22 protein-coding genes are annotated in these 20873 nt (G+C 68.8%); 14 read left to right on the top strand and 8 right to left on the bottom strand.

Going from position 1 to position 20873, the window contains the following annotated elements:
* Window positions 1-106: 106 nt before the first annotated feature.
* The 5 genes from NW895_RS00830 to NW895_RS00850 form a co-directional block, all read right to left on the bottom strand.
* On the bottom strand, window positions 107-997 hold the full coding sequence (locus tag NW895_RS00830) for a hypothetical protein (RefSeq protein ID WP_289933030.1): 891 nt from the start codon (window positions 995-997) through the stop codon (window positions 107-109).
* Window positions 997-1719: a hypothetical protein gene (locus NW895_RS00835; RefSeq protein ID WP_289933031.1), complete on the bottom strand. Its 723-nt coding sequence runs from the start codon at window positions 1717-1719 to the stop codon at window positions 997-999. Before NW895_RS00835 ends, NW895_RS00830 begins: the two co-directional genes overlap by 1 nt.
* Window positions 1720-1725: 6 nt before the next feature.
* On the bottom strand, window positions 1726-2907 hold the full coding sequence (locus tag NW895_RS00840; protein WP_289933032.1) for a putative T7SS-secreted protein: 1182 nt from the start codon (window positions 2905-2907) through the stop codon (window positions 1726-1728).
* A gap of 8 nt (window positions 2908-2915) precedes the next feature.
* On the bottom strand, window positions 2916-3242 hold the full coding sequence (locus NW895_RS00845; RefSeq protein ID WP_289933033.1) for a hypothetical protein: 327 nt from the start codon (window positions 3240-3242) through the stop codon (window positions 2916-2918).
* 299 nt (window positions 3243-3541) lie between these two features.
* On the bottom strand, window positions 3542-4252 hold the full coding sequence (locus NW895_RS00850; protein WP_289933034.1) for a hypothetical protein: 711 nt from the start codon (window positions 4250-4252) through the stop codon (window positions 3542-3544).
* A gap of 522 nt (window positions 4253-4774) precedes the next feature.
* On the opposite strand from NW895_RS00850, the gene NW895_RS00855 reads away from it, so the two are divergent.
* From NW895_RS00855 to NW895_RS00895, 9 genes are all read left to right on the top strand, one after another.
* On the top strand, window positions 4775-5509 hold the full coding sequence (locus NW895_RS00855) for a hypothetical protein (RefSeq protein ID WP_289933035.1): 735 nt from the start codon (window positions 4775-4777) through the stop codon (window positions 5507-5509).
* A gap of 19 nt (window positions 5510-5528) precedes the next feature.
* Window positions 5529-6386: a hypothetical protein gene (locus tag NW895_RS00860; RefSeq protein WP_289933036.1), complete on the top strand. Its 858-nt coding sequence runs from the start codon at window positions 5529-5531 to the stop codon at window positions 6384-6386.
* Window positions 6383-7690 (top strand): ATPase, T2SS/T4P/T4SS family, encoded by a 1308-nt coding sequence (locus tag NW895_RS00865; protein ID WP_289933037.1) that lies wholly within the window; start codon window positions 6383-6385, stop codon window positions 7688-7690. The genes NW895_RS00860 and NW895_RS00865 overlap by 4 nt, the downstream gene beginning before the upstream one ends.
* Before the next feature lies 1 nt (window position 7691).
* Window positions 7692-8675, top strand: coding sequence for a type II secretion system F family protein (locus NW895_RS00870; RefSeq protein ID WP_289933038.1), 984 nt, complete (start codon window positions 7692-7694; stop codon window positions 8673-8675).
* A gap of 8 nt (window positions 8676-8683) precedes the next feature.
* The gene (locus tag NW895_RS00875; protein ID WP_289933039.1) at window positions 8684-9595 is read left to right on the top strand and encodes a type II secretion system F family protein; all 912 of its coding nucleotides are present in this window, start codon (window positions 8684-8686) and stop codon (window positions 9593-9595) included.
* A 76-nt stretch (window positions 9596-9671) separates the two neighbouring features.
* A complete protein-coding gene (locus NW895_RS00880) occupies window positions 9672-9923 on the top strand; it encodes a hypothetical protein (protein WP_289933040.1) in 252 nt (83 codons plus the stop codon).
* 22 nt (window positions 9924-9945) lie between these two features.
* Window positions 9946-10395 carry a TadE family protein gene (locus NW895_RS00885; protein WP_289933042.1) on the top strand — a complete coding sequence of 150 codons (450 nt, stop codon included), beginning with the start codon at window positions 9946-9948 and terminating at the stop codon, window positions 10393-10395.
* On the top strand, window positions 10396-10815 hold the full coding sequence (locus NW895_RS00890; protein WP_289933043.1) for a TadE/TadG family type IV pilus assembly protein: 420 nt from the start codon (window positions 10396-10398) through the stop codon (window positions 10813-10815).
* Complete coding sequence (locus NW895_RS00895; RefSeq protein WP_289933044.1) at window positions 10812-11273, top strand: pilus assembly protein TadG-related protein; 462 nt, start codon at window positions 10812-10814, stop codon at window positions 11271-11273. Before NW895_RS00890 ends, NW895_RS00895 begins: the two co-directional genes overlap by 4 nt.
* A gap of 20 nt (window positions 11274-11293) precedes the next feature.
* Here the strand turns inward: NW895_RS00895 and NW895_RS00900 are convergent, their stop codons facing one another.
* Window positions 11294-11638 carry a hypothetical protein gene (locus NW895_RS00900; RefSeq protein ID WP_289933045.1) on the bottom strand — a complete coding sequence of 115 codons (345 nt, stop codon included), beginning with the start codon at window positions 11636-11638 and terminating at the stop codon, window positions 11294-11296.
* Between the two features lie 102 nt (window positions 11639-11740).
* Here NW895_RS00900 and NW895_RS00905 point away from each other — a divergent pair, with 102 nt between their 5' ends.
* From NW895_RS00905 to NW895_RS00920, 4 genes are all read left to right on the top strand, one after another.
* Window positions 11741-12388 (top strand): hypothetical protein, encoded by a 648-nt coding sequence (locus tag NW895_RS00905; protein WP_289933904.1) that lies wholly within the window; start codon window positions 11741-11743, stop codon window positions 12386-12388.
* Between the two features lie 345 nt (window positions 12389-12733).
* Window positions 12734-12949 carry a hypothetical protein gene (locus NW895_RS00910; RefSeq protein WP_289933046.1) on the top strand — a complete coding sequence of 72 codons (216 nt, stop codon included), beginning with the start codon at window positions 12734-12736 and terminating at the stop codon, window positions 12947-12949.
* Between the two features lie 154 nt (window positions 12950-13103).
* Window positions 13104-17657, top strand: coding sequence for an RHS repeat-associated core domain-containing protein (locus NW895_RS00915; RefSeq protein WP_289933048.1), 4554 nt, complete (start codon window positions 13104-13106; stop codon window positions 17655-17657).
* Complete coding sequence (locus NW895_RS00920) at window positions 17657-18103, top strand: hypothetical protein (protein ID WP_289933049.1); 447 nt, start codon at window positions 17657-17659, stop codon at window positions 18101-18103. The genes NW895_RS00915 and NW895_RS00920 overlap by 1 nt, the downstream gene beginning before the upstream one ends.
* An 18-nt stretch (window positions 18104-18121) precedes the next feature.
* Here the strand turns inward: NW895_RS00920 and NW895_RS00925 are convergent, their stop codons facing one another.
* Window positions 18122-18520 (bottom strand): MerR family transcriptional regulator, encoded by a 399-nt coding sequence (locus tag NW895_RS00925; protein ID WP_289933050.1) that lies wholly within the window; start codon window positions 18518-18520, stop codon window positions 18122-18124.
* 54 nt (window positions 18521-18574) lie between these two features.
* Between NW895_RS00925 and NW895_RS00930 the strand changes: the two genes are divergently transcribed.
* Entirely contained in the window at window positions 18575-19465 is an 891-nt protein-coding gene (locus NW895_RS00930) for an alpha/beta hydrolase (RefSeq protein WP_289933051.1), read from the top strand.
* Window positions 19466-19799: 334 nt separating this feature from the next.
* Here NW895_RS00930 and NW895_RS00935 read toward each other — a convergent pair whose 3' ends face one another.
* Window positions 19800-20873, bottom strand: a complete 1074-nt coding sequence (locus NW895_RS00935) for a hypothetical protein (protein ID WP_289933052.1) — start codon at window positions 20871-20873, stop codon at window positions 19800-19802.

Here is a 20873-nt window from a genome sequence, read left to right on the forward strand (position 1 = left end):
GCCGACTGCTGTGCCACCCGGCACTCTACTGAGCGGTTCGCTCATGCGAAAACGCGCGCGTGGCCGCGCTGTTGGCGGCTGCTCCGGGTGTTGCCGGTCCCGGTCCCTACAGATCGCCGGGCTGTGCCTTGGCCCGTTCTCCCTGGGGGCCCATCAGGATCGAGTGCGTGTCGTGGAGGTCCTTGCCGGCCTTCGACGGGACGCGGGCCTCGACCAGGACGATTCCGCTGGGGAGTCTGGTGAAGGTCGGGGGTTGTGCGCCGGCCGGGAGGTCGCCCACAAAACGGCTCACGCGCTTGCGCTGACCGGCGGAGAGTGCGCTCTCGGGGATGGCCTGGACGGTTCCGGACAGGATCTGCTCCAGACGCTTGGCATTGTCCGGGTTGCCCGTGAAGAGGCGGATCCAGGAGCCGTCGGCGAAGGTCAGCCGTACGTCGGCCTCGACCTCGCTGTACGTCATCTGTCTCGCCCCGGCGATGGACTCCCTCGGGAACTCGGCCAGGACGTCGGCTTTGTCCAAGGTGCCCGTCCGGGTGCCCAGGAACAGCAGGCGGCGGTCGGTCAGGACGAGGTCGGTGGTGTAGCCCTTCGGGCGGCGGGCGGGGTCGAGCTGCCAGGGGACGGTGCGGGCGAGGGTGCCGGGCGCGGCCCACAGCACCGGGAAGTCCTCGATCTCGTTCTCCGGCTCCTCCGGCTTGCCGGTCACCGGCACGCCGCCGAAGGGGGAACCCGCGGCTCCTCCGATGTTCGCGATGAGGTTGGCGATGAAGGGGATGCCGAACTGCAGGGCACGGCCGGTACGGCGTGCGGCACGGTCGCCCGTGGAGTGGAGGGTGTAGGCCGGGCCGGGGGGCCAGCCGGGGAGTTCGCCCTGGATGTCACGGCGCTCCGGGTCCCGGAACCACCGTGACCCCGCGACCGCGACCGACAGGCCGCTCGCAAACCTCGCCGAGGTCCTGAGCAGTAGGTCCTCGTCTGCGCTGGGATACCAGTCCATCAGTACGTCACCTCTCCGGGCGCAGGGGGTTCGGAGGCGGGGGATTCAGCCGCAAGGGACCCGGACGCGAGGGGCTCACGCGCGGGAAACTCCACCGAGCGCACGATTCCCCCGAGGGCCTGCGAGAACTCGTCCCACTGTTCCACGGACGCGGTGTCGAGGGTGACCACGGCGGTGTAGGGGCCGGTCGGGAACGGGATGTGCACCTGGATCTGCCCCATGACCAGCTCCGCGTCCGCCCCGGACTCGGTGTAGGCGCCGTCCACCAGCAGTTTGCGGAACGTGATCGCGGAGACCGCCGGCCCGCACGGCAGGTCCAGCCACGACACCTCACGCAGCGGATCGCCCAGCAGCGCGGCCCGGATTCCCTGGGCGACGACGTCCGGGGCCGTGTCACCCGACTCGCACACCGCGATGGTGAGCGAGCAGTGGGCGACCCCGCCGCTGTCCTCTATCGCGTACAGGCCGATCCCGAAGAAGGCGATCCCGTCCGACAGCAACGCGTCGGCCATGGCGCTGTACAGGGCGCCCATGGTGCCCCACAGCGGCTCCGAGCCGTGCGGATAGATGTCCCGGACCAGGCGCTGCGCGGCCTCGGCGCGCTCCTCGGCGTCCAGTGACACCTCGATCGCGTGCATGCCCGGCGGGAGGCGGAAGGCCATGGGCGGCAGGGTGGCGCTCTGCACGGTCAGGACCTGGGGCGACGTGTCGGTGCTGGACATGGCGGCTCAGCTCCCGTAGTCCGTCGTCGCGATGGTGTGCACCTTGAGCGCGTTGAGGCCGCCCTTGATCGTGGCGTCCAGGGCGCGGCCCGCCCTGCTCATCGGGGCGATGGCCTCCGCGCTCTTGACGAACGGCAGCTTGGCACCGATGGCGTTGATGCCCTGCGTGCCGAGGATCTGCCCCTTGCGGAAGTTCTGCAGGCCGCTCTCCACCGCCAGTGTCAGCCTGCTGCCCCCTTCGCCCAGCTTCACCATGGGAACGGCCTTGTACGAGCCGAAGAGCACGAACGACTTGCCGATGCTGGTCACCCCGCGGTACCCCTCGCCCAGCTCCTCGGCCCGCGCCACCGCGCCGGCGCCCTTGGCCAGTTCGGCGCTGCCGGTCAGGCCCTTGACGCCCGGCAGGATGCCGAGTGCGTCGAAGCCGATCTCGGTCCAGCCGACCTCGGCGCCGGACGCCTTGGCCACCGTGTGCGACAGCAGTGCGGCGCCGCTGGCGATCATTGCCCCGGCGGCGAAGATCGCGCCGAGCGGTTCGAAGGGGGCGGTGATGATGGCCAGCATGCCCAGGACGCCGCTCGCCAGGCTCAGGATGTCGCCGATCTTCTTGAACAGGTCGGCGTGTTCCTTGAACCACTCGCCGGTGGCGCCCCACGCGTCCGCGATCCCGTGCCCCAGCTTGTCCCAGAACCCCGGCTCGTCCGGCGCGATGTCGGCCGCCTTGTCGAGGTCCCGGCCGATGAGGCCGGCGGCCTTCCGGTACCGGTCCTGAAGGTCGTAGACCTTCTGGGTGACGGCGTTCACGTCGCCGGAGGCCTTGCCGTACTCGTCGGTGCCCTCCTTGGCCTTCGCCTTGGCGTCGAGCTTCTCGCCGGCCTCCTTCTCCAGGCGGTCGGCCTCGTCCTGGAAGCCGGCGAGCTGGCCGGCCCAGCGGTGCAGGGCGCGGGAGGCCTTGTCGAAGGAGTCGTGGCTCTTCTTGATCAGCGGGGTGACGTCGGTGGAGATGTGCTCGCTGAAGGCGACGGCCGTCTTGCCCTTCCAGGCGCCGCACTCGATGCGCTCCAGCTCCCGTACGGCGGTGCCGAGTTCGCTCGCCAGACCGCCGAGCCGCTTCGCCAGCTCGCGGGTCTGCTCCACGTCGCCGGGGGTGGGGTCCCAGCCTATGTGGGGGAAGGAAGGGCGGGTCATGGCGGTCCTCAGTGCCCCTTCTTCGAGGACGTGGGGGACTTGGAGGACTTGGGCGCCTTCAAGGACTCGGCCAGTTCCAGGTCCAGCTTGTCGAAGGTCTGGCCGATCTTGTTGATCATCTTGACGGCGTTCTGGGTGTGCTTGCCGAGCTGCTTGATGCCGTAGGCCCAGTCGTCGGCGAAGTCGTGCACGTCGTCGACGAGTCGGGGAGCGCCGACGACCGAGCCGTCCGTGCCGCGCAGGGTGCGGCGGGCGCCGTCCATGCGGTCGCTGATCGTCGAGAAGGTCCGCTTCAGGTCCTCGAAGACCGTGTCTTCGAGCCGTAGGTCACTCACGTATCACTCACGATGCGGGGCGGTGGCGCGGCAGGTTCGGGTGGCGGCCCCGGTGGTGTCTCTTTACGTGCGCGAAGGAGCCGGGGTCGCCGTGGCGATCTTAGGCGCCGAGGCCCGGGCAAAGGGGTGACGTGGTGGAAGGATGGGGGGTGTTTGGGGTGTGCGTGGGGCGGCGTTTGCTCGCCCTTGGTGCGGCTGTGACGCTCTTGGAGTTCCGTATCGCGAAGGGGGCGTACTCGGTATGTGGGCGCGCGAACGGCGCAGGCGACCGGTTCGCCTCGGTACGGGCAGGTCCGGGCTCAGCCCAGCTTCGCCTCCTGCGCCTTCACGACAGCCGTCGGCAGCTTCGCGTCGCTCGGCCTGCCGCCTGCGATGGCTGCGCCGTCCACCGAGAAGAAGACCGCGACGACGTCGTCGTGGCGTACGGCTTCGGTGTGCAGGGTGTGCTGGACCCCCCGGAAGGTCAGCGTCGAGCGGAAGGCGAGGCCACCGGTCGTCAGGGCCTTCTCGGCGGTGACCGAGTCGTACGTGCTGGTGCCGCCGCTCGCCTTGGCCGTGAAGCCGCCGCCGCAGGCCCCCACCGCCTTCGACAGGCCGGACACGGCCGCCTCCGCCTTGCCGGGCGCGTATGTCGAGAGAGTGATGTACGTGTACGTGCTGTTGGGGTTTCCCACGTAGCGGGTGAGGTCGGCCTGCGGCGCGCCGAGGGGGAGTTGGTTCATCGCGTACGCCAGTGGGGCGCAGGCGGCCTGGTCGAGGGTGACGTCGTCCTGGGACTTGGCGAAGGCGTACTCGGTGGTCGGCTTCGACACCTCGTCGCCGGAGAGATCGGTCTTCGTGACCATGAGCTTCGCGAGGCGCTCCGCAGGCGCCGGCTGCCTCGCCTGCCGGGACGAGGGCGAGCTCTGCGGCTTCGCGTCCGGTTCGCCGCCGGAGCAGGCGGTCAGTACGGCGGTCAGTACGGCGGTCAGGGACAGGGCGGAGGCAGCGGCCAGGGCTGCTCGCTTCATGCGGGGACTCCTTGGTCGTCGGATGCCGATTCGGTGGTGCGGCGGTCGATTCGGCGGTGCCGCTGTCGATTCGGTCGTGCAGCCGTCGAGGTGGGACCCACCCATGCCCCCGTACAGAAGGATCCGGGTCACCGAACCGAGCGACGATCATGGCACGGCGGTCTCCCCGCTTCGTGAGCGAATCGTGCAGGCATCATGGCCGGAAGGTGATGAGGATCCCGTCGGTGACGCTCTTTCGGGCCCCCTGACGGGTTCGCTCCCGCACAGCCGGCCAGCTGCATGCGGTGGGCCGCCCAACGGGGCTGCTCACGGCCGAAGTTGCAGATGGGTAACGGTGTGGCCGGTGATGTCCCGGGGGCCGGACGCGCCTTGAGGGGCTTATGTGCGGCTGATACGGTGCCATGGCTTGACACTCACTTCGGCGCTGGCTATTCGGCCAGCTCAGGCGCCGGTTCAGCGGACCGAGAAGCGTGAAGTGTCCCAATTGGTAGACAAATTCTTGGGTGTACGGGGAGCGGTTGCGTGAAGATCCAAGAGCGTACGGGGGCGGGCGCAGGACGTTCCGCGGCTCCGGCTCAGCCGTCGGTCGGTGACCGGCTTCCCACACCGCCTCGCGAGCGCAAACCGGCACTGGCCGCGCTCGCGGTGCTGCTCATCCTGGTCGGTGCGCTGGGCGCCACCATGCTGGTGCTGCAGGCCGGTGACCGGGTCGAGGTGATCCAGCTGAAGTCCAACCTCGGGGCCGGCGAGTCCATCACCGACGACAAGATCCAGTCCGTGATGGTGAACGACGACTCGGGCGCCGACTTCGTGCCCTGGAACCAGCGGGCCTCCCTGGAGAAGCTCCAGGCCAAGTCCAGCCTCCCCGCGGGCACGGTCCTCGTCGGCCAGATGTTCTCGACGAAGAGCGGCCTGGAGCAGGGCAAGGCGACCGTCGGTGTCTCCCTGAAGGAGGGTCAGTACCCGGTCGGCCTGAAGTCCGGCGACACCGTCGCCCTGTACCGCGTGGGCAGCACCTCCTCCTCCTCCGGCAACAGCGACAGCTCCTCCGGCTCGGCCGGCGGTTCCTCCACGGGCGGAAACTCCCTGCTGGTCGACCGTGCCGTGGTCAGTGACGTCAAGGAGGACAGCAGCGGTGACGTCGTGACCAGCACCAGCCTGCCCATCACGGTCATCGTCGACGACTCCGACGCCGCCGCCCTCACCCAGGCCGCGTCCGCCGGTGAGGTCGCCGTCGTCCGCATCCCTGGCAACTAGAAGGCGGCAGCAGACCACCATGGCCCTCATCGCCCTCGCCGCCGACAAGGGTTCCCCCGGCGTCACCACCGCGGCCGTCGCCCTCGCGGCGGTCTGGCCGCGCCGCGTCCTGCTCGCCGAGACCGACCCGGCCGGCGGCGACCTGGTCTACCGGTCCGCCGCCGCGCACGGCGGACCGCTCAACCCGAACACCGGGATGCTGTCCATAGCCGCCACCGCGCGGCGCGGGCTCGTGCCCGACCAACTCTGGGACCACGTCCAGCCGTTGAGCGGTGGCCTGGAGGTCCTCGTCGGGCTCGGGATCGCCGAGCAGGCCGCCGGCCTCGCCGGGCTGTGGCCCACCCTCGGGCACGCCTTCGCCTCGCTCGCCGACTCCCCGAACGCGCCCGCCGACGTCATCGCCGACTGCGGCCGCATCAGCGGGGACACCCCGGCCGTTGAGCTGTTCCCGCACGCGGCCCTCGTCCTGCTGATCTCCCGCACCGAGCCCGAGGCCATCGCCCGCGTCCGCGACCGGGCCGCCGCCCTCGCCGCCAAGCTGCACGGCGGCCCGCGCGGCGCCGCCAACCTCGGCATGCCGATCATCGGTGTCGTCCTCGTCGCCGACCCGAACAACGCCGGCAAGCTCGCGGGCCAGGTCAACGACATGCTCGTCCACGCCCAGACCGGTGCCCGCGTCGTCGGCACCATCGCCGACGACCCGGCCGGAGCCGACCAGTTGGCCGGCCGCAAGCGCGGACGCCTCGACAAGTCGCTGCTGATCCGCTCGGCCCGCAAGGTCACCGCCGACCTGTACCAGCAGTACGGCGCCGCCTGGTCCGTACCCACCCAGCCGCAGCACGGCCAGATGCCCGGCCACGCGGGGGCCGGCGCATGACCGCTGTCGATCATCAGCTGGTCAAGCGGTTCCGGCAGGACGCCGGTGACCGCATCGCCGAGCAACGCCGCCTCGACCAGGCCAACGGCGTCACGCCGATGTCCACCGAGGACGAGCGGCAGTACGCGCGTGCGGTCATCGCCCAGATCCTGGAGGAGTACGCCCGCACCGAGATCAACGCGGGCCGTACGCCGCTGGACGCCGAGACCGAGGAGCAGTACGCGGCCGCCGTGCACGCCGCGCTGTTCGGCGTCGGCCGGCTGCAGCCGCTGCTGGACGACCCCGAGGTCGAGAACATCGACATCAACGGCTGCGACCAGGTGTTCGTCGGCTACTCCGACGGGCGGGAGGTCAGGGGCGATCCCGTCGCCGAGACCGACGAGGAGCTCATCGAGCTGATCCAGGTGCTCGGCGCCTACTCCGGTCTGTCCTCCCGGCCCTTCGACTCCGCCAACCCGCAGCTCGACCTGCGGCTGCCCGACGGTTCCCGTCTGTCCGCCGTCATGGACGTCGCCCGGCGCCCGGCGCTCTCCATCCGCCGGGCCCGCATGGGCAAGGTGTTCATCTCCGACCTCGTCGGCAACGGCACCCTCACCCCCGAGCTCGGCCACTTCCTGGCCTGCGCGGTCCGCGCCCGCAAGAACATCATGATCGCGGGCGCCACCAACGCCGGTAAGACGACGCTGCTGCGCGCCCTCGCCAACGAGATCCCGCCGCACGAGCGTCTGATCACGGTGGAGCGCGCACTGGAGCTCGGGCTCGACACCTTTCCCGAACTCCACCCCAACGTGGTGGCCTTCGAGGAACGGCTGCCCAACTCCGAAGGACAGGGCGCCATCTCCATGGCCGAACTCGTCCGCCGCTCCCTGCGTATGAACCCCTCCCGCGTCATCGTCGGTGAGGTGCTCGGCGACGAGATCGTGACCATGCTCAACGCGATGTCGCAGGGCAACGACGGCTCGCTGTCCACGATCCACGCCAACAGCTCGCACGAGGTCTTCAACCGTATTTCCACGTACGCGTTGCAGGCCTCCGAGCGGCTGCCCATCGAGGCCAGCCAGATGCTGGTCGCCGGCGCGGTCAACTTCGTCGTCTTCATCCAGCGCCGCAACAACTTCCAGAGCGGCGGCCGCCTCCAGCGCATGGTCACCTCCGTCCGTGAGGTCAACGGCGTCGACGGACGCGTCCTGTCCAGCGAGGTGTTCGCCGAGACGCCCGACGGCCGGGTCGTACCGCACGCCCCCATAGCCTGCCTGGAGGAACTGATCGCGCACGGCTACCACCCCAGCGGAACGTGGGGGTGACATGACACTCGCGGCATTGGGCTCGCTCGGTTCCATGGGCGGCCTGTTCTCCACCACCGTCCTGTACTCCCTCGCCTGCGGAGTCGCCGTCGGCGGCGGCATCGCCCTGTTCGCCGTCGCCGTACGCGGCCTGCCCCCCAAGCCCGAGCACGAGAAGCAGCGGGCGAGCCGGCGGGCGAGCGAACTGATCCGGTTCGCGGGTCAGCGCGGCTCCCTCGCGGCCATCGTCGGCCTTGTCGTCCTGCTCCTGACCCGCTGGGCGGTCGCGGGCATCGCGGCCGGCGTCCTCGTCTTCTTCTGGGACCGCCTCTTCGGCGGCGCGGCGGAGGAACGTGCCGCCATGCGCCGCGTCGAGGCCCTCGCCTCCTGGACGGAGTCGCTGCGCGACACCATCGCCGGCGCGGTCGGCCTGGAGCAGGCCATCCCGGCCTCCGCCCGGGCCGCCGCCCCCGTGCTCCGCCCGCACCTGGACGCCCTGGTCGACCGCCTGCGCGCCCGCACCCCGCTGCCGGAGGCGCTCCAGCAGCTCGCGGACGAGATCGACGACGCGTCGGCGGACATCATCGTCGCGGCCCTGATCCTCAACGCGCGACTGCGCGGCCCGGGTCTGCGCCAAGTCCTCGGCGCCCTGGCCAAGTCGGCGCGCGAGGAGGTCGACATGCGTCAGCGCGTAATGGCCCAGCGCGCCTCGACCCGCCGGTCCGTGCAGATCGTCGTGGCGGTCTCCATCGCCTTCGTCCTGGGCCTGTCCATCTTCAACCGGGACTTCGTCGCGCCGTACGGCACCGCCGTCGGCCAGCTCGTCCTGGCCTGCGTGTGCGGCCTGTTCGCGCTGGGCTTCTGGTGGCTGCGCAAGCTGTCCACCATCGAGACACCCGAACGCTTCCTGGTGCGGGACGAGGCGGCGGTCCAGTTCGTCCGTCCCCGGACGCCGGCCCAGCCGCAGGCGCCGCAGACGCTGCCGGAAGAGGGGGTACGACGGTGAACCTGACGATGCCGGTAGTGGTCGGCGCGGTCATCGGCCTGGGCGTCTACGCCCTCGTCCGCGCGCTGATGCCGAGCAAGCGGAGCGCGATCTCGCAGGTCGCCCGGATCGACGCCATGCGGGCGCGCGGGGCGGCGTACGAGTCGGCGCGCCAGGCGAAGGACACCGGACGCCTCGGCTCGCTGCGGGGCGAGGTCGGCCAGCGGGTCGCCGAGTTCTATCTGCAGCAGGGCTGGGAACAGCGGTCGCTGCGCGCGGACCTCGCCGTCCTGGACCGCAGCTGGGAGAAGTTCCTCGCGACCAAGGCCCTGCTGGGCGCGGCGGGCCTGTTCTTCGGCCCGTTCGTGTTCGCGGTGGTGTGGACGCTCGGGTTCGGCCGCAGCCCGATCATCCCGGTGTGGCTGGCGCTGATGTTCGCGCTGGTGTTCTTCTTCCTGCCCGACCTGGAGGTACGGCGGGACGCGGCCGAGAAGCGCCGTGACCTGCGGCGTGTCATCGGCGCGTACCTCGACCTGGTCTCCATGAGCCTGGCCGGCGGCCGGGGCCTGCCCGAGGCCCTGATGGCGGCGGCGGAGGTCTCCGACGGCTGGGCCACCCAGCGCATCCGCAACGCCCTCGCCGACGCCCGCATCACCGGCATCAGCCAGTGGCAGGCGCTGGGGCAGCTGGGTGAGGAGATCGGCGTGGAGGAGCTGAAGGACCTGTCGGCCTCGCTCGCCCTGGTCGCGGACGACGGCGCGAAGGTCCGCGAGTCCCTCGCCTCCCGCGCCGAGACCATGCGGCACCGCGAACTCGCCGAGATCGAGGGCAGCGCGGGCGAGAAGTCCCAGTCGATGCTCGTGGCGCAGCTGCTGCTGTGCGCCGGGTTCCTGGTGTTCCTGATCTTTCCGGCGGCGATGCGGGTGTTCCAGGTGCAGTGAGCCGACTCCAGAGCTTGAGAACCCCGGGCTTCAACTTCAGAGCTTCCGTGAACCGATTTCGAGAGGACAACGCGTCATGAACGGACGTACCTTCCACACCGGCATCCCGGCCATGGACTTCCTGGTCACCTTCCTCCAGGCCCGCGTCGAGCGCGCCCGCTCCGGGGAACTGGACCGCGGTGCCTCCGCGGTCGAGTGGGTCATCATCTCGGCCGTCGTCGTGGCGATCGTCGGCGTCGTGGCCGCGATCATCAACGCCGCGCTGAGCGAGGGTGCCAACAAGGTCGGCGACTGCATCAAGGGTGCGGACGCGGGCAAGACCTGCTGAACGCTCGTACCGGACAACGGGGTTGCTGGTGGCCGTACGTCGCTGGGTACGCCGCCGGGTGGAGGCCGCCTCCGCCCGCGGTGACTCCGGCATGACCGCGATCGAGTTCGTGCTGCTCACGCCGGTCCTCTTCTTCATGATCTTCGCGACCGTGCAGTTCGCCCTGTACTTCTTCGCCGACCACGTCGCCCAGGCGGCGGCCCAGGCGGGGGCGCGCAAGGCGCGGGCGACGGCGCACGATCAGCCGGGGGCGTGGCGGGGGGAGGCCCAGGACGTGGTGGACAGCTACATCCGCCAGCTCGGGCCGCAGCTCGTCCTGTCGCCGGACGTGACGATGCTGCAGCCGGAGCAGAACACGGTGGGTGTGGAGATCGCGGCACGCGTGCCGACGGTGTTTCCCGGGCTGGATCTGACGGTGCACGCGCAGTCGGTGGGGCCGGTGGAGCGGTTCGTGACGGAGGACGGGAACTAGATGGCCGCCTTGCAGAGCCACGGCTTGCGGGACGACCGGGGCCTGTCCACCGTCGAGGTGGTGATCCTCGCCCCGGTGATGATCCTCTTCATCCTGGTCCTGGTGGCCTTCGGGCAGCTGGTGGACGGCCGCGGGGCGCTCGACGGCGCGGCGCGGGACGCGGCACGCGCGGGCTCGATCCAGAAGGACCACGCGACGGCGATGGCCGAGGCGAGGAAGGCGGCGGAGGCGGACCTGGAGGACGTCTGCTCGGGTCCGGTGTCCGTCCGGCAGACCAGCCAGGGCTTCGAACCCGACACCATCTTCACGGTCGAGGTGAGCTGCCAGGTGCGCGGCCTGGCCATGCTCGGCCTGGACGTCCCGACGACGCTGACGGCGAGCTTCAGCTCACCGCTGGACCCGTTCCGGAGGACGGTGTGAGGGCTCGGACACGTACGTGGACGGCGTCCCGTCTCGGTCGGCTGGACGACCGCGGCTCGGGCGCCGGCGCGGTCATCATCTTCGCGATCGTCTTCCTGTCGCTGTCGGCCTTCGTGATCGACGGCGGCATGTCGATCTCCAAGCGCGAGCGCGCCGCCGACATCGCCGAGCAGGCGGCCCGCTTCGCCGCCCAGGACATCGACCGGGAGGCCCTCTACGACAACGAGGGCGGCCCCGCGCCGATCAACTTCGAGAACTGCGACGCGCGGGTGAAGACCTTCGCCCGCGAGATGAACATGAGCCTCGCGGACATCGCCGCGACCCACTGCGTGGCGGCGAACGCGCAGGAGGTGGAGGTCGAGGTGCAGTTGACGTACTCGCCGGTCTTCACCGGGATGTTCTACGGCGGGGACGTGGTGGTGCACGGGCAGGCGGTGGCGGAGAACGAGGTGGGCTGAGCGGGCGAGTGACGGTCGGCTCAGCCGCTCTTTTTGTCCCCCTTCCCGCCCCGCTTGTCCTCCGTCTTCATCTTGTCGTTGACCTGCTTGGCGAGCTCGTCGTCGAGCTTCTTGAACTCGCGCACGACGGCGTCGGACATGTCGGAGAGGGCGTCGAGCTGCTGGGTGATGTCCTCGCGGCCGTCCTCCCAGTTGGACTCGAAGTCGTCGAGGGCGTCGTTGACGCTGCCGTCTCCGATGTCGTCCCGGTAGGACTCGAACATCTTCTTGGTGTGGTTCAGCCGGGTCTTGATGGACCGCAGCCGGCGCCCGAAGCCCTCCAGCTCGCTCAGCGGCAGCGCGAGGTCGCTCTTGCCCTTGCCCATGCGTCAGTCCCCCAACGTCGTAGTCTGAGCGGCACCGTACAACGTGACGACGTTGGCATGTGTGATCGAGTAATGCGCCGAGTGAACGGGGTGGACGGACGTATGGCCCGCTACATGGAGACGCTCACGATCGAGCGCGGTGGCTTCCGCATCAAGGTGCCGGAGTCGTGGTGGGAGTTCGACGTACGCCCGGAGTCGCGCGACGACTCGATCCGGCGGATGGTGACCGAGCGACTGCGGCAGCGGCCGGAACTGGAGCCGTACCGGGACACCTACACGGCGTTCCTGCAGAAGGCGGCGGCCGACGCGTGGAAGTCGGGTGCGCTGTACTGCGGGTGCATGGCGGAGAACTTCGGCGGTGACACGCCGATCACGGCCTCGGTGACGGTCTCGCTGGCCGGCGGCCGTACGCGGTCCGGTGAGCCGCTGTCGACCGATCCGGCGGTGATCGCGGGGCAGCTGGCGGTGAAGGAGGCCAGGAGGGAGGGCGACTCCTGGCGGAAGGTGACGACGGTCGACATCCCCGGCGTCGGCCCGGCGGCCCGGACGTACGGCATCGAGGACATCCCGGTGCCCGGGGATTCGCTGAACCGCACGATCCGTGCCGTACTGATGCAGACGTTCGTTCCGGTGCCGGGTCAGGAGGGGAAGGTGGCGCTGGTGGCCGGCAGCAGCCAGGTCCTCGACCTCGCGGACTCCTTCTTCGACATCTTCGACGCGATCACGTCGACGTTCCGGTTCGTCGGTTAGCCGTCCCTGCGGAAACTCCCGCGGACCTGCACACCGTTCACCATGAGGTCGTGCGAAGACTCCGGAGAACCGGATCGGCCCTCATGCGTACCGGTCGACGGCAGGGACCGGAACCGCGAAAACCACAGGTCCTGTGAAGAAGTCCGCCCATTCGGTGACCGCGTTGCCACACCGATGAAGCCGGGCATGCCGTGACCTCGTGTACCGGCCTCGGGCGGCTGGTTACCTCTCCTTCGCCGTGCTTTGATCGATGGGCGCAGGTCACCGGTCATGATCGGTCCCGGTTCCGGGGATCCCGGTGATCTCTGCCATCGCCCATTTTTGCTGTGAAGGGAAACGCGCGACATGAACCTCGCCCCCCAGGTCCACACCGCCCAGATCTCCGACGCTGACCTGGACGACATCGCGGGCGGTCAGGCGGGCGCGTCCCCTGCCGGCCTCGGCACGGCTGCCGGCTTCTACGTCGAGGCCGGGCCCGTCGGCATCGGCGGCGGTGTCGGCGCCGGCGTCTCGCCCGAGGGCGTCGCGGCGGACGCGCACCTGCACGCCGCTTCTTTCTGACGGAGCCGTTTCGTACTGGCGGAACGTGTGCCGCGGGCCCTGGATCACCGGATCCGGGGCCCGCTCGCACGTTCGTGTAGCTGCCCTGTAAGTTCACGTGTGCACACGGTTGTTGACGACGCTGGCGATGCGCAGGTGACGGGGGTTGACGGGTATGGCGGGCCATCGGCCGCACGATTGGCATGTCCTGGGCCTGGACAAGGACCCCACTCCGGGCGACCCCCATCGCGTCCGCCAACTCGCCAAGCAGCTGCACGACTTCGCCGACGACGTCTCCGATGCCCTGCGTCTGGTCAAGGGCATGGCGGACGAGGACACGCTGCTGGAGTGGGCGGGCAAGTCGGCGGCGGTGTTCAAGGAGGAGTTCTCCGGCGTCCCGAAGAACCTCAAGAAGCTGAAGAAGTCGTACGAGATGTGCGGGGACGCCCTCGCCGACTTCTGGCCGAAGCTGGAGCGGGCGCAGGCCCTGGCCGACAAGGCGCTCGCCAAGGCCCGCGAGGCCCGCGACGACCTTTCCTCAGCGCAGTCGCGTCTGTCCTCGGCCGACTCCTGGGTCACCCGCGCCACCAAGGAAGCCGACAAGTACAAGGACGACCCCACCGGCAGCAAGTCCGACGCCGACAAGCCGGACGAGGCGAAGGTCCGCGCCGCCACCCGGGACGTCCAGCACGCCAAGTCCGCCCAGACCAAGGCCCAGTCGGACGTCACCAACGCCCAGGACGCCCTCGATGCCGCGAAGAAGATGGCCGAGGACGCCCGCAAGATGCGCGAGGAGGCCGCCCGCGAGGCGAAGTCGAAGATCGACGAGGCCTCGGACGCCGGGATCCAGAACCGGTCCTGGTGGGAGGACATCGGCGACTGGTTCACCGACAACTGGGACACCATCGTCGCCGCCTGCAAGATCGTGGTAGCGGTTGTCGGGATCGTGGCGATGATCATCGGCGGGCCGATCCTGGCGGCGATAGTGGTCGTGGCCGCCCTCGTCGTGCTCGCTGACACGCTCTACAAGTACTCAAAGGGCCAGGCGTCCCTATGGGACGTGGGCTTCGCCGCGCTGGACTGCATCCCGGGTATGAAGGGCCTGACCACCCTTGGCGGCCTCGCCAAGGGACTCAAGGGCGGCCTGGCGGCGGCCAAGGGGCTCAGGGGCGGCCTGAAGGGCATGGGGCTGGCAGTCCGGGGCCTGGGCAAGAACGCGCGAGCAATGCTCGCCGACGGCGCCAAGGGCGCCTACAACCGGGTCAAGAACGTGGTCCGCTCCAAGGGGACCGACCCCGTCGACATGGCCACCGGCGCCATGTACCTGCCACAGACGGACGTGGAACTGCCGGGTCTGCTGCCGTTGGGCTTCAACCGCCGGGTCGCCTCCGACTACCGATGCGGCTGGTGGTTCGGCCCCACCTGGGCCTCCACCATCGACCAGCGCCTGGAGATCGACCCTGACGGCATCGTCTTCGTCACCGAGGACGGCCTGCTGCTCGCGTACCCACATCCTCACAGCCCGTCCAGTCCGGTCCTGCCCGAGACCGGTCCTCGCCGACCGCTGACCCGCCTGGAGGACGGCGGCTACCGCGTCGAGGACCCCCTCACCGGCCACACCCGCCACTTCACCCGGCCTGTCGACGGCGTTGCCCTGCTGAACCGCATCACCGACCGCAACCAGCACACCATCACCTTCCACTATGACGAGCACGGCACCCCGCTCGCCGTGCGCCACTCCGGCGGCTACCACCTCAAGCTCACCACCGAGGGCGGCCGCGTCACCGCTCTGAGCCTGGCCGGTGCGGCCGAGGACGGCTCGGATGTCGTCATCAAGCGCTACGGTTACACCGACGGCAGCCTCACCGAGACGATCAACTCCTCCGGCCTTCCGCTGCGTTTCACCTACGACGACCGGATCCGCATCACGTCCTGGACGGACACCAACGAGCGCAGCTACGCCTATACCTACGACGACCAGGACCGCTGCATCGCCGAGGGCGGCGAGGCCGGCCACATCGCCATCACCCTCGACTACGACGGCACCGACTCCGCCTGGCCCGACTGCCGCATCACGACGCTTACCACGGCCGACGGCGCGGCAAGCCGATTCGTGATCAACGACCGTTGCCAGGTCGTGGCCGAGATCGATGCCAACGGTGGCGTCACACGCACCGAGTACGACCACGACCACCACGTCCTGGCCTGGACGGATGCCCTCGGCCACACCACCCGGTTCACCAACGACCCGACGGGGCGGCCGCTCACGGTCAGCCATCCGGATGGCGAGGTGACCCGCTACACGTACAACGACCTGGGACGCCCCACCACCGTCACCCTGGCCGATGGGTCCAGCTGGCGCCGCGCGTACGACGAGCGTGGCAACTGCATCGCCGTTACCGACCCGGCAGGCGCGACAGTTCGATACCTCTACGACGACTCCGGCCGCTTGACGGCCGTCACCGACGCGCTCGGGGCGACCACGCGGGTACGGTGCACCACCACCGGCCTGGTGGCCGAACTGACCGACCCACTGGGCCATCACCTGACCGCACACCACGACGCCTTCGGCCGGGTCAAAGTGGCCACAGATCCCCTGGGAGCGCAGACCTGCCGCTGGTGGACCGTGGAGGGACGCCTCGCCCGCATGCTGGGCCCGGACGGGGCGGAACAGTCGTGGGAGTACGACGGGGAAGGCAACTGCATCCGCCACACGGATGCGGTCGGCGGTGTGTCCAGCTATGAGTACACCCACTTCGACCTGCTGACCGCACGGACCGGCCCCGACGGAGTCCGGTACGAGTTCGAGCACGACTCCTCGCTGCGGCTGACCAAGGTCACGGCTCCCAGCGGCCTGACGTGGGAGTACGAGTACGATGCGGCCGGCCGGTTGGTCGCGGAGACCGACTTCGACGACCGCCGGGTCACGTACACGCGCGATGCGACGGGCCGCGTGGTGGCACGCACGAACCCGCTGGGTCAGACGGTCGTCTACGATTACGACGCCCTGGGCCGACTGACCTCCAAGAACGTGGACGGCGCGGTCACGACGTACGAGTACGACAGCGTGGGCAGGAGGCTGCGGGCCACGAGTGCCGACTGCGAGATGGTCTGGGAACGAGATGAAACGGGCAGGCCTGTCGCCGAGACGGTGAACGGCCGAACGCTGTTGTTCCGTTACAACGAGACGGGCCGACGTACCGAGCGGACGACACCCACGGGTGCCCGCGCTGTCTACGGCTATGACGCTGCTGGCCACACCACATCCCTGAACACCTCCGGCCACGCCCTGTCCTTCACCTACGACGCCGCCGGTCGCGAGACGTCCCGCCTGATCGGCAACTCCCTCAGCCTTGCCCAGAGCTGGGACAGTGCGGGGCGACTGACGGAGCAGACCGTGACATCGGCCCACGGATTGATCCAACGCCGCTCCTATACTTTCCGTCCGGACAACTCCCTCATCGCTGTTGACGACCCCATGCACGGCGAGATCGGTATCGGCCTGGACGACGCCGGCCGAGTGACGCAGATCAACGCTCGTGACTGGACCGAGTCCTATGCCTACGACGCCACAGGCAACCAGACCCGGGCAGCCTGGCCGGGCCAGCACGCCGGCCGGGAAGCGCAAGGCGACCGCGGGTACGCCGGCAACCGCCTCACACACGCAGGCTCCATGCGCTACGAGTACGACAGGGCAGGGCGCGTCGTGGTGCGCCGCAAGACCCGTCTGTCGCGCAAGCCCGACGTCTGGCGGTACGCGTGGGACGCCGAGGACCGCCTCACCTCGGTGACCACCCCCGACGGGACTGTGTGGCGCTACCGCTACGACCCCTTCGGCCGCCGCACAGCCAAACAGCGCCTGGCTGCCGACGGGGTCACGGTCGTGGAGGAAACCCACTTCACATGGGACGGCCTCAACGTCACCGAGCAGACCACCACCGCTGCCGGCCTGCCCCATCCGGTGACACTCACCTGGGACCACGACGGTTTGTTCCCCGTGGCCCAGACCGAACGCCTCACCGACCAGACGACGCAAGAGGAGATCGACTGCCGCTTCTTCGCCATCGTCACCGACCTCGTCGGGACGCCCACCGAACTCGTTGACGAATCCGGAAACATCGCCTGGCGCTCACGCAGAACCCTGTGGGGCATCACCACGTGGCAGTCCGACAGCACCGCCTACACACCACTACGGTTCCCCGGCCAGTACCACGACCCCGAAATCGGCCTCCACTACAACTATCTTCGCTACTACGACCCCGAGACAGCCCGCTACACATCTCCCGACCCCCTGGGAATCGAACCCGCGCCCAACCCCACCGCCTACGTCCACAATCCCCATACATGGGCTGATCCGCTCGGCCTCGCTCCGTACAACAGGAACTTCGACACGCGTCAAGAGGCATTCAATGCCGCCAAGGATCGGGCCGGTGTTCCCCGCAGCCAACAACCCACCCACCAGTGGACGGTCGGCGATGATCCAACCATGCGACACAGGACCAGCAACTACGTGTACGACGAAAGTCCTGGATCTCATGGGCGCTACTACCAATATGAAACCCCTGAGGGTACACGAGTGGTCGTCAATCACACGAATGACCCCAATGCCCCACACCCGCATTTCCACGCAGGGCAACCCAAGGGGGGAGGTCGTAACGTCGACATGATGGGGGAGCGCTATCAGCAGATCGGAGACAAGCATCACTTCTACTACCCGGAGGGGACCTAGTGCCGAGCGAGGAGTTGCGCAAGAAGATTCAGCTGCGCCGCGAGGAAACTGAGGCTGCACGGCTTCCAGAGCTACTGGTCGGAGTGCACGCTTTCGGCTACCACCAGGACGGCGAGATGCCTGATTGGCTGGACAGTCTGCTGGCGCAATATCGTAGAACCGATTCAGTGCCGGATTCTCGGATCGGGGATGAGGTGAGCGATGAGGAGGTGAATCTGTGGATCGAGGAGTTTGTTGAGCAGTCGAGCATTGGGCAAAGATTCTACCTGCGTACCTGGATGGAATTTTTTCCCTGGCTTGAATGTCTCGTTTCCGGCAAAGGGTGGGTTCGGTCGATTCGTGAGGCGCTGGGGAGCGATCTCATTTTTGTCTCGCAGGACAAAACGGCCTTGGTTGTGATCTTCGAAGAAGAATACGAGTATCTCGGTTTTCGGTATGCCGCGTGACCGAGCGGGACTCGCAGTTCACGGCGTCACGTGCTCGTTCTCCCGCAGCGGGACGCTTGCGGCGTATCCCGTGCACATGGCGCACCTGGTGAGTAGATCGTGCTCGCAGTTGATCACGTGCACGAGGAATCGTTCGGCATTCTCGAGCTGTGCGCGCTGCGTCCGGATGCGGTGGAGTTGCCGCTCGATCACGCCCGTTCGCTCGGGTTCACCTCGGTGCAGGACCTGCCGGATCTCTTGCAGGCTCATGCCGACGTCCTGGCATGCCCGCAGGACCCGCAAGCGGTGGATGTGCTCCTCGCTGTAGTCGCGCTGGCCTGACGGTGTGCGGTCGGGGACGACGACGCCTGCATCGTCCCAGTGCCTCAGCACATGCACAGCTACTCCCAGGCGGCGAGCGACCTCTCCGATCTTCATGAGGTCATTGTCCCTGCTTGACCTCAGGTCGACCTGAGGTTCTAGCTTCACCGCATGAGCCTGAGGGAATGGCGTCTGCCAGAGCCCGTCCACATCAGCGTGGACGGAGCAAGCATCGCAACATACGTATGGGCGTCCGAGCGGCGGGCTCCGGTGGGGGATGTGGTGTTCTGCCACGGCACACCGTGGTCGTCACAGGTGTGGGCGGAGGCCGCACGGCACCTGAGCAGCGGCCATCGGGTGTTCCTGTGGGACATGCCCGGCTACGGCCGATCGGCGAAGGATCCGGCCGTACCGGTCGATCTCGCCTCCCAGATGTCGCGGTTCGCTCAACTGCTCACGTACTGGCGCCTGGACAGGCCATACGTCGTCGCACACGACATCGGAGGAGCCGTGGCGCTCGGGTCTCACCTGCTTCACGGCAGCGAGTACGCGGGTCTGTTTCTCTGGGACGTGGTGACCCTCGATCCGTGGGGATCGCCGTTCTTCCGTCTGGTCGCCGACCACGCCGACGTGTTCGTGGAACTCCCGGCCGCGCTCCACACGGCCTTGGTCAAGGAGTACATCGCCGGTGCGGCACGTCACCGGTTGGCAGACGATTGCGTAGAGGCATTGAGTCAGCCGTGGCTGGGGGCGTCGGGTCAGCCGGCCTTCTACCGTCAGATCGCTGCGCTCCGGCCTGAACACACCCGGCCGGTCGCGGAACGCCTGCAGCAGGTGAGCTGCGCGGTGACGATCGGCTGGGGGGATCAGGACCCCTGGATTCCTGTCGACCAGTCAGCTCGGTTGCGGGACCTGCTACCCGGAAGTCCACCCGTGGTCACGCTGAAGGAGGTCGGGCACCTCGCCCCCGTCGAAACGCCGTCGCGCGTGCATCGCGCTCTCGGCGACTGGCTCGCCCAGTGTGTCAGGCGTGACGGCACGAAGCCCCGGTCGGCGAGGTGACGAGGATCTGTTCGTCGATGCCCGGACCTGCATGGTCATGTGCCCTGCTCGGCGCACCCGCCTCGCTCGGAGTTCACCGACGAGTTCTGCCACACGCCCTGCGCGCCGTAGGCGGGCAGCTTGCCGATGACGGTCAGGTTCGCTTGCCCTCGGACGGCGCCGGCGACGCCGAGGTGGAGGCCGATGGGCGGCCCGAGCCGCCTTCCGTCCCTTGATGTCGTCCGATGACGAATCGCCGCCCCCGCCGCAAGCGGTGAGGAGCAGCGTCGTCCCCGCGGCGAAGGCGGTGGCGGTCAGAGGGGGGGCGTACCACAGGTGATCTCCTGATCGGTGGTCAGCGGTTGACCGACTGGATCTCCTGGACGTTCATGTCCTGCGTCGTCTCGAACGTGCCGTCGGGCAGGGCGCCGCCGGTGCCGTCGGAGCCGGTCCAGGTGATCTGCCAAGTCACGGATGCCGACAGGTGGTACGGCGTGCCGTTGGTGGCGCGGAGATACCGGATGCCGCACGGCGGGGTCTTGTCGGCGTCGCCCGCCTTGTACGGGGTGCCGATCGAGCCGTCGTCGTTGATCTCGCAGTCGCCGGAGGCGGGGAAGGTCTCCGCGTCCTCCGTGCCAGGGTCCAGGTGGAGGGCGACCGGCTTGGCCGTGGTCTCCGCCCACAGGCCCGTGTTCGGGAGTTCCGCGCGGACCTTGACCTCCTTGAAGGTGCCCTTGTCCAGCCAGACCCAGGTGGGCAGGTTCACCGTGGACTCGGCCTGCGGCTTCAGCTCGATCTCGGTGTCCGGGACCTCGACCTTGTCGTAGGCGTAGTCGGCGAGCGTCTTGGCCGAGGGGGCATGGGGAATCCTGGGTATCTCGCCGGCGTCCTGCCAGAACATGATCCTGCCGCAGTCCCAGGACTCGGGATCGTTCTCGTCGGGCGCGACGCTGCGCCAGAAGTAGCCGTCCTTGCCGATGTTGTAGTTCTTGTAGCCCTCGGCGGTGCTGAGCTCGTCGTCGAAGTTGGTCTCCGGCTTACCGTCCCGGTAGTGATCCGTCCACAGTTCCTTGCCGTACCAGGACTCGTGGATGCCCACGTCGCCCTGGCCGTCCGTCCTGTCCACGAACGCCTTCAACTGCTCGCCGGTGAAGACGGGCTCGTACCAGCAGGCGGGAGGCTTCCAGTTGGTGTCCACCGGCGCGAGGTTGCCCGTCTTGCCCCCTGAAGGGCCGCTCACCTGGCGGACCTTGATCCGGGAGTGGGTGGCGGAGGCGTAGATGTCTTTGCCTTGGGCGCCGCCGGAGGATTTCTTGGTCTCACCTTCGTGTCCGGGTTCGCCCAGTGCCGAGGCGGGTGAAGAGAGCAGGGCGGCTCCGAGTGCCAGTGAGAGCAGCAGACCGCTGTACGCCGTGCGGGGGTGGCTCAT

Source organism: Streptomyces sp. S.PNR 29, assembly GCF_030386795.1.
Taxonomy (GTDB): Bacteria; Actinomycetota; Actinomycetes; order Streptomycetales; family Streptomycetaceae; genus Streptomyces.

What these genes read in the sequence shown, in the direction of transcription:
- NW895_RS00905 (WP_289933904.1), top strand. Translation starts at nt 11,741, where the DNA reads ATGGCCCGCTACATGGAGACGCTCACGATCGAGCGCGGTGGCTTCCGC.
- NW895_RS00900 (WP_289933045.1), bottom strand. Translation starts at nt 11,638, where the DNA reads ATGGGCAAGGGCAAGAGCGACCTCGCGCTGCCGCTGAGCGAGCTGGAG.
- NW895_RS00860 (WP_289933036.1), top strand. Translation starts at nt 5,529, where the DNA reads ATGGCCCTCATCGCCCTCGCCGCCGACAAGGGTTCCCCCGGCGTCACC.
- NW895_RS00865 (WP_289933037.1), top strand. Translation starts at nt 6,383, where the DNA reads ATGACCGCTGTCGATCATCAGCTGGTCAAGCGGTTCCGGCAGGACGCC.
- NW895_RS00850 (WP_289933034.1), bottom strand. Translation starts at nt 4,252, where the DNA reads ATGAAGCGAGCAGCCCTGGCCGCTGCCTCCGCCCTGTCCCTGACCGCC.
- NW895_RS00915 (WP_289933048.1), top strand. Translation starts at nt 13,104, where the DNA reads ATGGCGGGCCATCGGCCGCACGATTGGCATGTCCTGGGCCTGGACAAG.
- NW895_RS00870 (WP_289933038.1), top strand. Translation starts at nt 7,692, where the DNA reads ATGACACTCGCGGCATTGGGCTCGCTCGGTTCCATGGGCGGCCTGTTC.
- NW895_RS00910 (WP_289933046.1), top strand. Translation starts at nt 12,734, where the DNA reads ATGAACCTCGCCCCCCAGGTCCACACCGCCCAGATCTCCGACGCTGAC.
- NW895_RS00830 (WP_289933030.1), bottom strand. Translation starts at nt 997, where the DNA reads ATGGACTGGTATCCCAGCGCAGACGAGGACCTACTGCTCAGGACCTCG.
- NW895_RS00840 (WP_289933032.1), bottom strand. Translation starts at nt 2,907, where the DNA reads ATGACCCGCCCTTCCTTCCCCCACATAGGCTGGGACCCCACCCCCGGC.
- NW895_RS00835 (WP_289933031.1), bottom strand. Translation starts at nt 1,719, where the DNA reads ATGTCCAGCACCGACACGTCGCCCCAGGTCCTGACCGTGCAGAGCGCC.
- NW895_RS00890 (WP_289933043.1), top strand. Translation starts at nt 10,396, where the DNA reads ATGGCCGCCTTGCAGAGCCACGGCTTGCGGGACGACCGGGGCCTGTCC.
- NW895_RS00880 (WP_289933040.1), top strand. Translation starts at nt 9,672, where the DNA reads ATGAACGGACGTACCTTCCACACCGGCATCCCGGCCATGGACTTCCTG.
- NW895_RS00935 (WP_289933052.1), bottom strand. Translation starts at nt 20,873, where the DNA reads ATGAGCCACCCCCGCACGGCGTACAGCGGTCTGCTGCTCTCACTGGCA.
- NW895_RS00875 (WP_289933039.1), top strand. Translation starts at nt 8,684, where the DNA reads ATGCCGGTAGTGGTCGGCGCGGTCATCGGCCTGGGCGTCTACGCCCTC.
- NW895_RS00925 (WP_289933050.1), bottom strand. Translation starts at nt 18,520, where the DNA reads ATGAAGATCGGAGAGGTCGCTCGCCGCCTGGGAGTAGCTGTGCATGTG.
- NW895_RS00930 (WP_289933051.1), top strand. Translation starts at nt 18,575, where the DNA reads ATGAGCCTGAGGGAATGGCGTCTGCCAGAGCCCGTCCACATCAGCGTG.